At 65.9% G+C, this 14,334-nt stretch carries 6 protein-coding genes and 1 pseudogene; 3 read left to right on the top strand and 4 right to left on the bottom strand.

All coding sequences use genetic code 11. From position 1 onward, the window contains the following. Positions 1 to 117 precede the first annotated feature (117 nt). Positions 118 to 1,027: pseudogene (locus tag ACFVFR_RS25555) on the top strand (IS5 family transposase). Positions 1,028 to 1,189: 162 nt separating this feature from the next. After that, entirely contained in the window at positions 1,190 to 2,365 is a 1,176-nt protein-coding gene (locus ACFVFR_RS25560; RefSeq protein WP_383705710.1) for an SEFIR domain-containing protein, read from the top strand. 18 nt (positions 2,366 to 2,383) lie between these two features. Here ACFVFR_RS25560 and ACFVFR_RS25565 read toward each other — a convergent pair whose 3' ends face one another. The 4 genes from ACFVFR_RS25565 to ACFVFR_RS25580 are packed head-to-tail and all read right to left on the bottom strand — an operon-like array spanning position 2,384 to position 10,495. Beyond that, entirely contained in the window at positions 2,384 to 4,855 is a 2,472-nt protein-coding gene (locus tag ACFVFR_RS25565; protein ID WP_383705712.1) for an RNaseH domain-containing protein, read from the bottom strand. Positions 4,856 to 4,872: 17 nt separating this feature from the next. Continuing rightward, positions 4,873 to 8,145, bottom strand: coding sequence for a hypothetical protein (locus ACFVFR_RS25570; RefSeq protein ID WP_383705714.1), 3,273 nt, complete (start codon positions 8,143 to 8,145; stop codon positions 4,873 to 4,875). Beyond that, positions 8,142 to 9,296 carry a hypothetical protein gene (locus tag ACFVFR_RS25575; RefSeq protein WP_383705716.1) on the bottom strand — a complete coding sequence of 385 codons (1,155 nt, stop codon included), beginning with the start codon at positions 9,294 to 9,296 and terminating at the stop codon, positions 8,142 to 8,144. Before ACFVFR_RS25575 ends, ACFVFR_RS25570 begins: the two co-directional genes overlap by 4 nt. After that, the gene (locus ACFVFR_RS25580; RefSeq protein ID WP_383705718.1) at positions 9,293 to 10,495 is read right to left on the bottom strand and encodes a PD-(D/E)XK nuclease family protein; all 1,203 of its coding nucleotides are present in this window, start codon (positions 10,493 to 10,495) and stop codon (positions 9,293 to 9,295) included. Before ACFVFR_RS25580 ends, ACFVFR_RS25575 begins: the two co-directional genes overlap by 4 nt. A gap of 593 nt (positions 10,496 to 11,088) precedes the next feature. Between ACFVFR_RS25580 and ACFVFR_RS25585 the strand changes: the two genes are divergently transcribed. Further along, positions 11,089 to 14,220, top strand: coding sequence for a DEAD/DEAH box helicase (locus tag ACFVFR_RS25585; RefSeq protein ID WP_383705720.1), 3,132 nt, complete (start codon positions 11,089 to 11,091; stop codon positions 14,218 to 14,220). The last annotated feature ends 114 nt before the right edge of the window (positions 14,221 to 14,334 follow it).

Consider the following 14,334-nt stretch of genomic DNA (forward strand, 5'->3'; position numbering starts at 1 on the left):
CCCGCCCACAACCTGACATCAGCAAGGTCCCCACCCATGAACACGCCAACGACCAACCCGGCCATCAGTCACGGCAAGCACCGTTGCAGTACTAGGGCCTGTCTGATAATTGGTGTTGTGGTGGGTCGTGGTGAGCTGACGGATGCGGCGTGGGAGCGGGTAGCTCCTTTGTTGCCGGGTGTTGATGGTCGTGGTCGGCCGTGGCGGGATCATCGGCAGGTGATCAATGGGGTGTTGTGGCGGTTGCGGACCGGTGCTCCGTGGCGTGACCTGCCTGAACGCTACGGACCGTGGCAGAGGGTCTATGAGCGGTTCGCTCGCTGGGAGGCGGACGGTACCTGGGCTCGCCTGCTCGAGCAGGTCCAGGTCCGTGACGACTCCCTCGCAGCCGTGGAGTGGGTCGTGTCGGTCGACTCCACGATCAACCGGGCTCATCAGCACGCCGCCGGGGCCCGCAAAAGGGGGCGGCGGCGGGGGACGAACTGGAAGTTGCGGCATATCCGTCGGCTGGCCAGGCGCTGGGCCGCTCCCGCGGCGGGCTGACCACCAAGGTCCATCTCGCCTGCGACGGCCGTGGCCTGCCTTTGACCCTCGTCCTCACGCCCGGCAACGTCAACGACTCCACCGTCTTCGACACGGTCATGGACGCGCTGAGGGTGCCCCGGACCGGCGCCGGGCGCCCCCGCCGCCGGCCCGATGCCGTCATCGCGGACAAGGCGTACTCCTCCCGGGCGATCCGCCAGACCTTGCGACGCAGAGGCATCCGGGCAGTGATCCCGGAGCGGGCGGACCAGAAGGCCAACCGCCTACGGCAAGGGAAGGCCGGCGGCAGACCGCCGGCCTCGATCGCGAGCTTTACAGAGCCCGCAACGTGGTCGAGCGCTGCTTCAACCGCCTCAAACAATTCCGCGCGATCGCCACCCGCTTCGACAAACTCGCCACCCGCTACAAGGCCGACCTCCACCTCGCCGCACTCATCCTCTGGCTCCGCCAACCCAACCAAGATCCTTTGTCAGACAGGCCCTAGCGCGCCAAAAGTTGACAGATGTCTGACATTGGAGCAGCGGGGGGCCGCGAGGCGGGCGGTGGCCTAGTGTGGCGCCATCGCGGACTATCGAAAGGTGCACCAGTGGATCCACAGAGGCGCGTCCATATCAACCTCACTGTCGTGCGTGAGGGTGGCAGGAGGATGGATCCCGCGCCGAACGGTGTCAGTGTGGGCTCGACTAAGCTGCGCAGCTGGCAGGTGGACCGCATCGATGTCCCGTCGAATATGTTCGACGGGTGCGACGCCTACCTAGTCAAGATCAACTACGACCTCGAAATCGATCCTGATTGCCCCGGGATGCCTTGGTTCGAGATTTCTTTCGAGTTCCTCTCCGGGGAGTCGGAAGATCGGGCTGTCGTCGTCGATGCCCTTCCTCGCTTCGGTGCATCTCCAGAGATCCCCAAGGCCTACTTGCTTAACCGTTTTCTGAACTTTGTCCCGAGCGGGGGCGATGATTCCAGTCAGGTTCTGCTTCCGGGGACCACGGACAGGGTCGACATGTTCGGCGCCGGCGGCAACAGCGTGCGGTGGAGGCATGTAGCGCTCGGCGAGACCTGCGTCCGTCCCGGCTCGTACGCTGCCTGGGTCGTCCTGCTCGCCCCCACCGGACAGGTTGAGCAACGAGTGGAATGCTCCGCTCGATACGACCTGTCGGCCCTCCCGGATATCGAATACCGACCCACGCAGGTGCCAGTTGATTTCCGACTGAGTCTAATCGCGCCCCGGGAGGACCTGAGGGGCGTGGTGCCTTCGCTCTCGGCCGCCACCGAGGATCCGAACCAGGAATACCACCCTTCCGTTTTTATCTGCTACGCGCACGACTCTCTACTGCACAAGGAAACCGCTAGGCAGTTCGGTAATCTTCTTGCCGAGAATGGCGTCGACGTGCACATGGATCGGTATCAGGAAGGCAAGCGCGGGGAGTGGGGCATCTGGGCGAGGAAGGCCATCGACCAGGTCGATTTCGTCATCGTTCTAGCATCCCCCATCTGTCGCAAAGCGTTCGACGGTGAGTTGTGCGGGCCCGAGCACCCAGGGATTCGGAGTGAATCCCGGCTCATCAATGAGCGGCTGCACACGCACCGCGACGAGTGGACCCCCAAGGTGCTGCCCGTTGTCCTGCCCCATGAACTGGTGGACAACATCCCCGAGATGCTGCAGCCCTGGACGTCGGACCATTACGACGTCACGAAGCTCACCTCGGAGGGCATCGACGACCTGCTGCGGGCGATGACGGGGGTACCGAAGTACTCCCGGCCGCCACTTGGTCAGCTGCCGGCCGGGGTGCTCAGGCCGCTGAGCGGTGCCGAGTCCTGACCGGCGTTACCGGAGCCCTCAGGCATCCTCCTCCCCCGACACCCGGTAGTCAGGGTGGTCGTAGTCGATGATGGTCGCCAGATGGAGCGGTACGGGCATCTGCGTCCGGTCGTCCCAGGAGATGGCCTGTTCGCAGAGGCTTGCCGTCAGGCCAGCTAGCTGCTCGGGAGCCCACGACCCCGGGCTCACCACCACGATCTCCTTCCCTGTATACGAGTGCCACGGGACGGAGAGTTGAGAGGCGAGCCCGTCGGGTAGGGTCCATCGGGTGTAGAAGGCGCCCCGGTCTCCGCCCTTGGCCTTGATCGATGCAGATCGGCCGGCGAAGAGCCAGTAGCGCCCGTCGGCGTCCGAGAGCCGATACACCTTGCGGTCCGGTGCGGCGGGCTTGGCCGGGTCGCTGGGCATGTTCGTCCTCTCTCGCCGGGTGACAGGGCGCCCGATCTCACGGAGCTCTGTGTTCAGGCGGACGACGGCGATGTCGGCGCCGCCTTCACGCATCTTGTCTCCAGGGAGCGGGCCGGCGTTCAGCTGTGCGTTCTGCAGTCCTGGCCAGAGAGCCCGAGTCTCCTGGGTATCCACGAAGATCACCATGGGGGTGCCGTCAGGTGACATGGTCAGAAGTTCGCCGAGTCTGTCCTCGACCACGGCCCGTGTCAGCTCCGTCTTCTCTCCCGTGCGGCCAAAGCGGGTTGTTCCGATGGCACCGGAGTGAAAGTCCGCCACACCCTCGGCGCCACGCACCCACGCCTGCCTCCGGCCGCTGTGGACCAGTACTTGGCAGCTTGCCAGGTCGTCGGGGTCGACGTATAGCGCCACCATGGTGAGGACCAGCGGCTTGCCTCCCGTTCCCGTCTGCTGTCTGCGGGTATGGATGCCGACCAACAGTGCCTTCCTGGCGAGGCCGTGAGGTCGTCCGCCCGCGATCACAGAGTCCAGTAGCCGGTTGTCCAGGATTCCCGCAGCCCGAAGCAGGTCGCGCAGGGCGGCCCGGGCGGCGTGCTTCTTGGTTTCGGCGCTGGGTGGGTTGGCCTTGGGCGGGAGGACGGGCGGCTCGGTCGCAAGGAACTGGGCCGGTACCCCCAAGTGCCCGAGCAAACGCCTTAGGTGCGGTTTGGCATCGATCTCGGGGCGCGGTACGTCAGGGTGGTACTCGGTCTCCAGCCAGGCTGCAACCAAGTGGGCGTCACCGGACGGAAGGTTCAGCGGCCTGAGCGCGGCTGCGCGATTCACGGTGTTGTGGGCGAGGAGCTCCGGGCAGTGGCGGGTGACCACGTCCATACGGGAGTTGACTTGGGCGGGCCGTTGTTCGGACGTTGGCTTCACGGGCCGTCCTGCCAGCTCCTCGAGTTCGGCTAGCATACGGTCGCGTCCTGCGGGTGTGGCGTAGACGCAGGCCAGAGTGACTTTTCGGAATCCGCTCGGTCCGACTGCGGAGGCAGGGAGACCGCCGGACTGGTAGCTCGTCACGCGAGGTGCGAGCCTGATCCTCTTGTCCACCTCGTAGGGCAGAGGTGCGAGGAGGGGAAGAGTGGACATAATGTGCTCGTGCAGTCGAAGCATGAATCTGGGGCCGGGGCCGCTTCCCAGCGTGTGGAACCGGGTGCTCGCCATCTGAGGCCTGATCGTCCCCGGAATGTGTGGTAGCTCATCTGGAATGTCCAGTGCTGACAACTGACATGCTTCGATGATCTTCGTGATAACGGGATCGAGATGGCTGCGCCACTTGCCGGTCTCTCTGTCCAGGCGGCGCCGCAGTGGGAGTTTGAGGATGGGAGAGTCGTCCTCGTTCCGCTCGATCCACACGTTCTTCGCCCAATCCCCCTGCGGCGAGATCCTGGAAAGGTGAGCATCGAAGCAGAGGACGGGGTCTTCGACGCCCGCCCGGGTGGTCAGCCTTGCGGTCACCTTGTGCATGCTGAAGGCTGATCCGGCACGGTTGGCGATGAGATCGCCGGACTCCCAGGCTAGGAGGGCCCCGTCGGTGTCCATGGACCAATGGACGGGCGCTCGGTCGTCGATGCGCATGGGTATTCCAGCCAGTTGCCGCATCACCTGCCACTCGGCCGTACGGAACACCCAGCCGGGCATGACTGGAACTTGGCCTGGACGGAATTTCATGAAGTCGACGAAGGAGCGCACTGGCTCGGGGGCAGGCAGCAGCCCGGGGAGGAGCGGAGCCTTCTTCCCGTCACGGATGTGCCTTTCCCAGGCCCGCACAGCGACCCGCAGCCGGTCGTCTAGAGCGGCGTCGCTGGTGAGGAGCAACATGCGGCTGCCCGCTGACTGCTCCTCCTCCGCGAGATCGCGTTCTCCAAACAACCTGACGGGTTGCCCGGTGGCGGCAACCAGCCCGGTGGCGAGGGCGGAGTAACGCTGCCGCCATTGGTTCTCCCGCTTGGGTAGGTCCGCCCATGCATTCTCGAAATTCGCGGTGAGGGGGTAGGCGGTGATGGAGCCCAGCAGGGAGTCCATGTCCTGTCGTGGCACGCGGTAGGCCAAAGTGATCAACAATGGACGTCTCCGGCGTCGGGGTGTTCCGCGTATGTCAAGAATGCCTTGAGGGTTGTTCCGTAGTATTGCTGCATCGCGGGCAGGACACCCTGGGTTCGCCACCTGTCTCGCAATGTGAGAATTAGGGTTGCCAGGTCGGTACCGCCCCCGGGGTCGAGCATGGCCCCGTCCACCAGATGCAGCGTCGCGTCGGTGCCGCCACGCCGTGCACGGCCGATGAGCTGTACGGCTCCATTGATGATCTCGGCCACTACGCCGAGCTTGACGTCGAGGGGCTGGGCCTGAAAGTAGGGCGGGCGGCGGATGATCTCGTCGAGGTACTGGCCGGCCACTCTGCGGCGTTGTGCCAGCAAAGCCTGGGGGTCGCTGGATGGGCCACGGTGCTCGCGCAGCGCTCGTGCCTGGATGTGCGCGACGAGTTCCGACGGCTCGTCGATCAAAGGGATGGGCCGGACGATCAGCCACACCGACCCCAAGGCGGACTTGTCGCCCTCTCCGATGATGTTCACCCCTCTTTGCACCCTAGCTAGGGGAGCGATGAGGATGTCGGCCCCCTGAACAGCAGGGAACCCCTCCAACCGGTCGGCTGGTAGTTCCCGCCATCGGCCGACGTCCACGGCTGCTTCCTGGTCGTCCGCATAGGAGCCGGGCCTTACCGCTAGGCAGATGCGTGTGGCGTCGACGCCGGCCGTGAACAGGCCTTCCGCAACGTGCCGCGCTGCCTCGTAGGACGTCGTGGCGAGAAGTACACGGGCGCGCCCACGCTTTTCGGAGGTAAGCCGTTCCAGTTCGGGCCGTAGGTGTGTGCTCCACAACGCCGTGGCGATGTGCTGGGTCGCTATAGCACGCTCGGCCCCCTCCAGACCGGAGATCCGGCATGGTCGGCCCTCCTCGTCATCGATCCGCGCCGCCAGGACGCGCACGGCGTCCTCGTGCTCGTCCGCCACCCACCATTTCGGAGTGGTGTGGATGTGGTGGTGCGGCGCGTACGGGAAGTAGGAGGTGGCCGACATTCCGAGGACGATGCGGCGGACTCCGGCGTGCCCCAAGGCAGTGGTGTCGCCGAGCCCCACGGCATAGGTGTGCGGGTCACCGCCGAATGCTGCCGTCGACAGACGTGCCGCCTGCCCTCCCGTGTCGTCGTGATACTCGGTGAAGGCGAAGACGAGCCTTCCTAAGGGGCCGGTCGGTGTGATGCGCCAACGGCCGTACGTGCCCAGGGCATCCGCGATCTCCTGAGCTGATTCGACCCCGATGTCGACTAGTTGGGCGTTGTTCGCCATTAGCTGGTGCAAAAATATCCGGATGCGTTCCAGAATGGCGCGGCGGAGGATCCGGTTGACGACCCGGGCCCGGTGCTCCTCCGGTAGATCCTTGACGAGTTGCTCAAGGGCGTCTCGCGCCACGGGCAAGGACAGCCCTCCGGACCCTCCGGTGACCACCGCTGCGAGGTGCTGCCGCGCGGCTCCGAAGGACTTAGGTTCGTCGTCGTGGGGCGGCATCTCGTCGAGGAAGAGCGAACGGAACATCTCTAGTTGTTTGGTATCGACCTTCTCCGTGTCGAGTCCGAAGAGCCGGGCGGTCAGCCAGTTGTCCCACCGCCGGGGGACCATCCAGTAGCGCCCTGGCCCGCGCGGGCGCCGTCCTTTGGAGGGAGCCGCGGCGCCGAGACGCTCGTAGGTCAGGTGGCTGACGTAGTTCTCGGACAAGTAGCGAAGGGTCAGGTAGGCGTCGCGGACACTGGCATCGACCTCGTCCCTGAGCCGTCCTGACGTCGCTGCGAAGTCCTGATCGAATTTGCGCAGGGGGGTGTTGGTCCGACCTGCGTGGTCAAGGACGAGATGACGGCCCGCATGGTCGATCGCCGTGCTCTGGAAGCTGTCTACCTCGTCAATGATGATGATCTGACAGCGTCGCATCAGCAGCTCCTCCACGGTCAAACGGTCATCACCGCCGTATCCGTCCTCCACTGGTGCCTGAAGGACTCCGAGCAGCAGGTTCGCGTGCGAGGTGACGATGACATCCGCTGTGCACGCCTGACGAACAGCCCTATAGCGTCCGCAGGAGGCCCGCCAAGGGCAGGAGACCGTGGTGTTCTTCCGGCGGCCCCGGGACAGCTTTCGCAGCTTGGCGCATGGCTCGCTGCCCGGCTGCCACCGGTCGATCGCCTCGTCCGATCCGGCCAGCGCGGCGAGTGCGCAGCCGTAGCCAAATCGCTTCCAGATCCAGTCCGCGTCTGGGCCGTCCAGGGTGGCACGGGCGGCCGCAGTCTCCGCTACCTTGATCAGCGACCGGGGCGAGACGAGCGGCACGACACCGCCACTCGGCTCCACACCGTACGTCTTCATGGCTCTTTCGATGCCGTGGACAGTTCGGACGACGTCGGCATTGGTCGGCAGGACGAAGGCCACGGAGATGTGCCGACGGACAGCCCAGCAGGCGAAGGTCTCGATGAGGACAACCGACTTGCCGAAGCCTGTGTAGGCGAGGAGCTCGTTGAGGTTGCCGGCGGTCAGGTCCAGCCCCTTGACGTTCTCATTGCCACGGGAACGCAACTGCTGAGCGAAGCGGTCCACTGCCTTCTCGCGGTAGGCGCTCCGGCCGAGGCCCTGTTCGGCCCGGTCGATGCGCTGGGCGATCTCCTTCAACTCGTCGAAGGGAACCCAGCAGTTCCCCAGGGCCGGAGCGTCACGGACCACGGGGATCGGATGCCCGGTCTCGTGATGGTGGGACTGGATCTCGTAGTGGAGATCGACGAATGTCTGTTGGTGGCCATCCGGGCCGATGACGCCGGTCGTGGTCATGTGCGGACCTGCCTGGGCGGGGGCCAGTACACGGCTCTTCGCCGCGTGCAGTTCGTCGAGCTGCCGCAGGAAGCCGTCGACGTAGGTGGGGAGCGGCATGCCGGGGTCCACGAAGATCTGCCCGCGGCTCTCCGCCTCCCCGTCTCCTGCCACGCTGCAACCGGGGATCTGGCCGTTGCTGAGCAGGCTGTCGAGGATAGGGCCTGCCGCTTCCGCGTTGGCCATCTGGTTCGGGCGTCGGCGCAGCAGCTTGGTGAAACGGCGTGCGTCGGCGGCCGACAGGTCACGCCAGCCGGACCAGTCCGCGATGTGGCCGTCCAGCACGTAGAGCACGTCGTTGCGGGTGGTCGCGCGCTTAAAGTCGCCGCCGTCCTCGACGGGGAAGAAGCTGGCGGCCAGTCCGATTGCGGCGCCCATGACGCGGGGGAAGGCCCTCTCGGTCCCGGGTGCGGTCATGCTCATGATGTCCTCAGCGCTCGTCGTACTTCAGCGTGGAACTTCGTCTCGGTGGTGATCTGCAGGGATGGCAGAGAGACCCTCAGGGTTTCCCACTGGTACTCGTGCGTCTGTGGCAGGAGAACCCGGGCGCTGGGGGCCTTCGCTCGGAGGTCGGCGATCAGCCGGTGGGGTGAGCGGTACTCCTTGACGTCGATCTTGAATTCTGTGCTGCCTGCCCTGACGTGTAGGTCGTACCGGTCGAGCTTGGGCCAGAGCTCGACGGTTGCACCGAGCTTCTCCAGGCGCTGCTTGATGCGGAGTTCGCTTGCCCCGGGAACGACAACGAATCGCCAGACGCCGTACTCCACACACCGGGAACCGGCGCCCGGCCGGGCCGCAGGCGTGGCTGAGCGTGGTCGTCCTTCGTCGACTCTCCTCAGAGCCGGACGGGACCGGGGCGCCCTGGCCTCCGTCAGCCGGTAGACGTTGGCATGGGGGGCGTACCGGCAGCGTACGGTCATACCGGTGACTGCCATCGGCCAGTGGCACACGGGACACGGCCACCACCATGTCGCGCCGTCGGCCGAGCGATGAAGGTGGTCGGCCGTGATGTCGGTGTATCCCCGTGGCGGGAGCTTCACCCCGGTCTCGCTGACGAGCTCCCGTAGTTCGGCGGTGGAACCGGCGGGGTGCTCGATGAGAAAACGGCGCGAAGCGGTGTACCTCTCCTGTCCGTTGCCCTCGATCAGCGTCTTGAAGGTTTCGTCGCGAATCCGGTCGGAGCGCATTCTCGTCCAGGTGGGCAGCCACGCCGAGGAGGATGGCCCGCCCACTGGCAGTGCGTACTCGCACGCCAGGTCGTAGGCTTCTGCGGTGAGCTGGTCCTCGCAGTCGAGCAATACGGCCTGGGCGATCGCCTCGTCCGCGTTCCCGGCGAGCACCGGCATCAGCCCAAGGCGCTGTCGTAGAGAGCCGATGAAGTCCAGCGGTGTCGTCGGGCCGAGAGCGGGCCCGTGCGCCTCCATGACGACGCCGGTCATCCTCGCCACCTCCCGCATGGCGTCGTTCTGCCGGCGTCGAACCGTCCACGCATAGGCGGCGCGCAGGGCTGCGGCTACCACCCGGTGAGCGCGCTCTGCCGGGTCGTCTCGTGGGCCGGTCAGCCAGACGGTCATGTGCTCCTCCGCTTGGCCGCGTCGGGGCACCAGCGCGTGAACGGGCAGTCTTCGCAAGCCTTGCCCGCCTTGGCCGGATACCGGGCGTCGCCGTGCCACGGGGTTACGTACGGTTCCAGGGCGCTTCTCGCCCGGGCAACGACATCCGGAGCGGCGGTGTCAATTCTGGTCACGACCGGGCCGCTGGCGGTCAGCCGCTCCATCTCCACTCCGCATTCCCCGTTCCCCGGCAGGGCCCCCGCCCGGGCGAGCAGGACAGCCAGCGCGAGTTGAGGAAACTGATCCAGCAGGTCTCCCTCGTCGGGGGCCCTCTTGGTCTTCGTCTCGCGCAGGGTCCACAGCTCGCCCACGCGATACAGCAGATCAGTCTTGGCGACGACGACGGTGTCGGCATTCGGGTCGTAGACGGCGACCGTCCGTTCCGACTGGACTTCCACGTCCTCGGGCTGGTCCCGCAAGGGACAGACGAGGGAGTGGTCGCCGATCATCTGGATTCCGAGCCGGGCCTGGAGCCCGGTCAACGACCACCCCTCGTACTGCCACGCCTCGGGTGGGCCGGGCACGTCGTCAGGTTCGCAGGGCCGCTGCGGTGTACGGCGGTGCCGGCTCTCGATCCACGCGTGTACGGCCTTGCCGCGCACGACCGCATCAGTGTCCTCGGCCAGGTCGTCCCTCGGTAGGAACAGGGATTCCAGGTGCGCGCGAGCCGGGCAGCGACGGTGGGTGCGCCCTGTCGTCATCGACCATGAGCGGCGCGGGAGCCCCGATCCGCTGATGCCGAGGAGGCCCGGCGCGGACGGGATCGCGGGGCAGGTAGCGACGGCGTCGCACCTGGCGCAGTCCTTGCCGGGGCGATACGAGCCACCTGCGATGATCTGGTCGATATGTGCCTCGACGGCCGAGTCGTAGCGTGCGTACGCCGCCGTGGGAGTGTCTTCGAAAAGCACGCGGTGGGATGAGTCGGTGCAGCCGATCTCCACGAGGCGTACCAGCCGAGCGGGTTCGAACGGCCCGAGCCGGAGCGGCTTCCTGTCCCACTGAGAGGTCAGCACCGCGCGTGCACTTGCCAGGACGCCCACCGCCATGGCGATCTCCACATCGTCCCGAGGCACACTTTCCACGGAGTCGATACGCACGATGCGCAGTTCACGGACTCCGTGCCCGGCATAGCGTCGGTCTTCTACCATTTCCTCGTACATGCCCGGCGCCCCGGGCTTAAGTGGCCCACGCTGCCGGGCCCACAGGCGCGACACCGGCTCCAGAGGTGCATCAGGGGGAGAGTTGGTCGGAGCTGGCAGGGCCGCGGCTGCGGCGAGGTACCCGTGGACGGCATGTTCGGTCCACCTGACGAGTGCAGGGTGCACGGGACGCCCGGGTCCGGATCGCCAGGCGGCCAAGGCGTCCTCCGGAGCCAGCCGTTCGAACTCGACGCGGTTCAGTACGTCGTGCAGCGCACCCGGTGCCCATGAGACCAGGGGGCGGATTGAGGTCGAGCGGCGAGGCCGGGGCGTGCCCGGGCGCACCTGAGTCGCCAACCGTTGAGGGCATCGCCATTCGATACCTCGAACGTTGGCGGGTTTAATTCGAACGAGATCGCTGCTCTCGAGTGACCTCCCGGCTTCAGGTGAAATGATCACGACTCTTTCCTCTTGTGGTGATCCGATGCGCTTCCGGTTTCGAGAATTTCCCTGTCCTCCTTGATCGGGTTGCCGTATCGTACGGTTCCCCCGGCGCCCTCCCGGAGCTTACGGGAATGCATCGACAGCGGATCCTGGTTTTTCGAAGGAGTGGGATGGCGTTCTACGGGCTCTTCGTCGGCATCGACTACTACGAGTCGGATTTCAGGAGCTTGCGGTTCGCGAAGCGTGATGCTATCGCGCTCTGTGCACTTTTCGACGACAATCTTGAGGGAAGGGCAACCCTGCTCCTCGACAGTGATGCCACCAGGGAGAGGATCGTAGCGGAACTGCGATGCCTGGCCGAGGCTAGTACGGATGAAGACTTCGTCGTGATTGCCTTCTCCGGGCATGGGGTCCCCGGTGGTGCTCTGGCCACGTACGACGTCTCGTCGGACGATCCCGCCAAGGGCTCCCTGCCCCTGGACGACCTCGCCGAACTGATCCGTCGGATTCCGGCGCGTGCGCTGCTCCTGGTGCTGGACTGCTGCTTTTCTGGTCATGCCGCAGACAAGGTTCTCCATATCGCGCGGGAGGATTTGATGAGCCGTAATGGCTCTGTCTCGGCGACGAAAAGGCTCGAAGAGTTGCGCAAGGACGGATATTTCGTTATCGCTGCCGCAGGCCATGACCAAGAAGCATTCGAAGATCAGCATGTCCGTCACGGGCTGCTCAGTCATTATCTTATTCAAGGGCTGCTTGGCCACCCTGATGCCGTCGATGACGGCGACGTGCATATCTTCAAGTTGGCTCACTATGTCTCCAAGAGCGTGAGTTCGCACGGTCGGATAATGCCCCACGAGGTCCAGAAGCCCGTTCTAGGTGTCAGTTCCTCGAATTTTTCTCTGCGTGTCTTCGTACGGGGTGCGCGCTATCTGTCCACTGCTGGCGCGACAAGGCCGTTGCCCGCCACCGCGGACTTCTCGTCGCTCAAGCCCTACGGGATCCCGCACCCGGTCCTGGAGGCGTGGAGCGGAAGCCTGGGCAAGCTCAACCGTCTGCAGGTTGATGCCATCAATGAGGGTGCTCTGTTGGAAGGCATGAATGTCCTCGTTAGTGCCCCCACCGCGACAGGCAAGACCATGGTGGGTGAGCTGGGCGCCATGCGAGCGGTTGCCCTCGGGAGGAAAGCGGTCTTCTTGGTCCCCACCCGCGCCCTGGTCAGCGAGCAGTACGCAGGGTTTCGGCAGCGATACGAACCTCTCGGACTCAGAGTGATCCGAGCCACGGGTGAGCTGAGCGACCAGATGCCGCAGCTGGTCAAGGGCGAGTTCGACCTCGCCGTCCTGACCTACGAGAAGTTCACCGGGCTGCTCCCCCGGAGCCCAGGGCTGCTGAACGTGGGTGCCCTGGTAATCGACGAGATCCAGTCTTTTGGGTTGCCCGAACGGGGCCCTCTGCTGGAGACCCTGCTCACCTGGCTGCGGGTAAAGGACGACCCCACAGGTACGCCTCAGATCGTGGGCCTGTCCGCAGTCCTGGGTGAGCCCCGTGAACTCGCCCGCTGGCTTCGCGCCAACCTCGTGACGATCACTCGCCGGGACGTCCCGCTGCTCGAAGGAGTGATGGGTCCGGACGGGCTGCACAAGTATCGAGACCGGCAAGGAACAGATTCGGCCGAGCAGTTGCTGCAGCCGGAAGCTCCGGCCGAGGCGGTTGGAGAGAGCCGTCGGCTGACACGGTTGGTGGCCGAACTGGTTGCGCGGGGCCAGCAGGTCATTGTGTTTCAAGCAACACGTCGAGGAGCTCGCGGGGTTGCGCAGCAGCTCGCCAGCACACTCGGTCTGCCACCTGCCTACGCGGCGCTCGCAAGGCTGTCCAGTGAGGACGGCGGACGGACAACAGACCTCTTGCGCACCTGCCTGGAGGGTGGAGTGGCCTTTCACATCGCAGACCTGACAACGGAGGAACGACAGCTGTTGGAGGAGTCCTTCCGGAACAGGGAGAGCGAGGTGCGCGTACTCGTGGCCACGACCACGCTGGCCCAGGGAGTCAACCTGCCTGCAGACGCTGTGATCATCAGCGATTTGGAGCACCCTGGGGGCGGTCGGCCGTATTCCGTCTCCGAGTACAAGAACATGGCCGGTCGGGCAGGGCGAGCCGGTCCCAAGAAGTGGCCGGGGCGCGCCGTGATCCTGGCGCGGGGCAGCGCTGACGCCGAACAGAAATGGCAGCGGTACGTACGGGGAGAACCGGAGCCGGTGCGGTCGGCGCTGCTCGACCCGGCCGTCGATGTACGCGGTGTACTCCTCGCCGGCCTTGCCGAACCTGCTTCCCTTGCCCGTCGACGCTCGAGGCCGGACGTCGAACGGTTCCTGGCGGCAACCTTCGCCGCTCACCAGTCCAGGACGAGCGGTATGCCGGACCCCTTCCCGAGGCCGGAGGTCCGACGCATGGTAGGCGAGCTCATCTCCGGTGGATTCCTCACAGGAACGTCGGTGGGAGCCGGGGAGATGCCGCGCGGACTTGTGCTGACGGACCTGGGCGGACTGGCCGTTCGAAGCGGTCTCGGCGTCGACTCCGTGTCTTCCGTGGCGGAGGCGCTGAGGTCCGTACCTGCGGACAGCGTCAACCACGCCACCCTGGTCTGCGCGGCCCAGCTCACCACCGAACTGCGCGACCCCCGGTTCGACCTGTTTCCTCGCTCCCCTTACAAGGAACACGCCCGCCTTGCCGGGTGGCTGAGGAAGCGCGGGGTCGCCGAGACGGTGTGCTCCAGGCTCATCGGCCCGCCCTCGAGGAGCGCCTTCGGCATCGGCTCCGCCCGGCGTGCTGTCGCCTGCCTGATGTGGGCGGAGGGGATCAACCTGGCCAGCATCGAACGAGCGATCGCCGACCAGGAGAAACGCACCCGGCCTGAGTTCCCCGGCCCGGTCCAGTACATGGCGCAGCGAGCCGCCGATGTGATCACGACCGTCATCGAGATCGCCCTGCTCGTCCACCCGACCGTCGATCTGCGCGACTTGCCGGACACCCTTCCGACCCAGCTCAAACTGGGCATCGTCGAGGATCTGGTGCCCGTCGCCTGGAACATGGAAGCCCCGCTCGGCCGACCCGCCTACCTCAGCCTGGCGCGGGCAGGGCTGACATCGGCCGCAGCCATCCTCGCGGCCGACTCCGGGCTCCTTCTCGACTGTGTCGGCGGTGACCCCGAGCGACACAGAGCGGTGAGGAATGCCGCAGCGATCGTACTGGCAGATGCCGACGATGGCGGTCATCGGAATCCGCCCTTGTCTCTGCTCGACTAACCCTGGGCGGTATCTGAACCGGGGCGCAGGGGGAGCCCAGGCCCGTCGGCCGGGCGCCGCGCCCCCGGCCGGACGGCAGGGGCCGGGGGCACGGCGGGGGTGGACGTCCTCGGC

It is taken from the genome of Streptomyces sp. NPDC057702, from assembly GCF_042799315.1.
Taxonomy (GTDB): domain Bacteria; phylum Actinomycetota; class Actinomycetes; order Streptomycetales; family Streptomycetaceae; genus Streptomyces.

What these genes read in the sequence shown, in the direction of transcription:
- ACFVFR_RS25580 (WP_383705718.1), bottom strand. Translation starts at nt 10,495, where the DNA reads ATGTACGAGGAAATGGTAGAAGACCGACGCTATGCCGGGCACGGAGTC.
- ACFVFR_RS25585 (WP_383705720.1), top strand. Translation starts at nt 11,089, where the DNA reads ATGGCGTTCTACGGGCTCTTCGTCGGCATCGACTACTACGAGTCGGAT.
- ACFVFR_RS25575 (WP_383705716.1), bottom strand. Translation starts at nt 9,296, where the DNA reads ATGACCGTCTGGCTGACCGGCCCACGAGACGACCCGGCAGAGCGCGCT.
- ACFVFR_RS25570 (WP_383705714.1), bottom strand. Translation starts at nt 8,145, where the DNA reads ATGAGCATGACCGCACCCGGGACCGAGAGGGCCTTCCCCCGCGTCATG.
- ACFVFR_RS25560 (WP_383705710.1), top strand. Translation starts at nt 1,190, where the DNA reads ATGGATCCCGCGCCGAACGGTGTCAGTGTGGGCTCGACTAAGCTGCGC.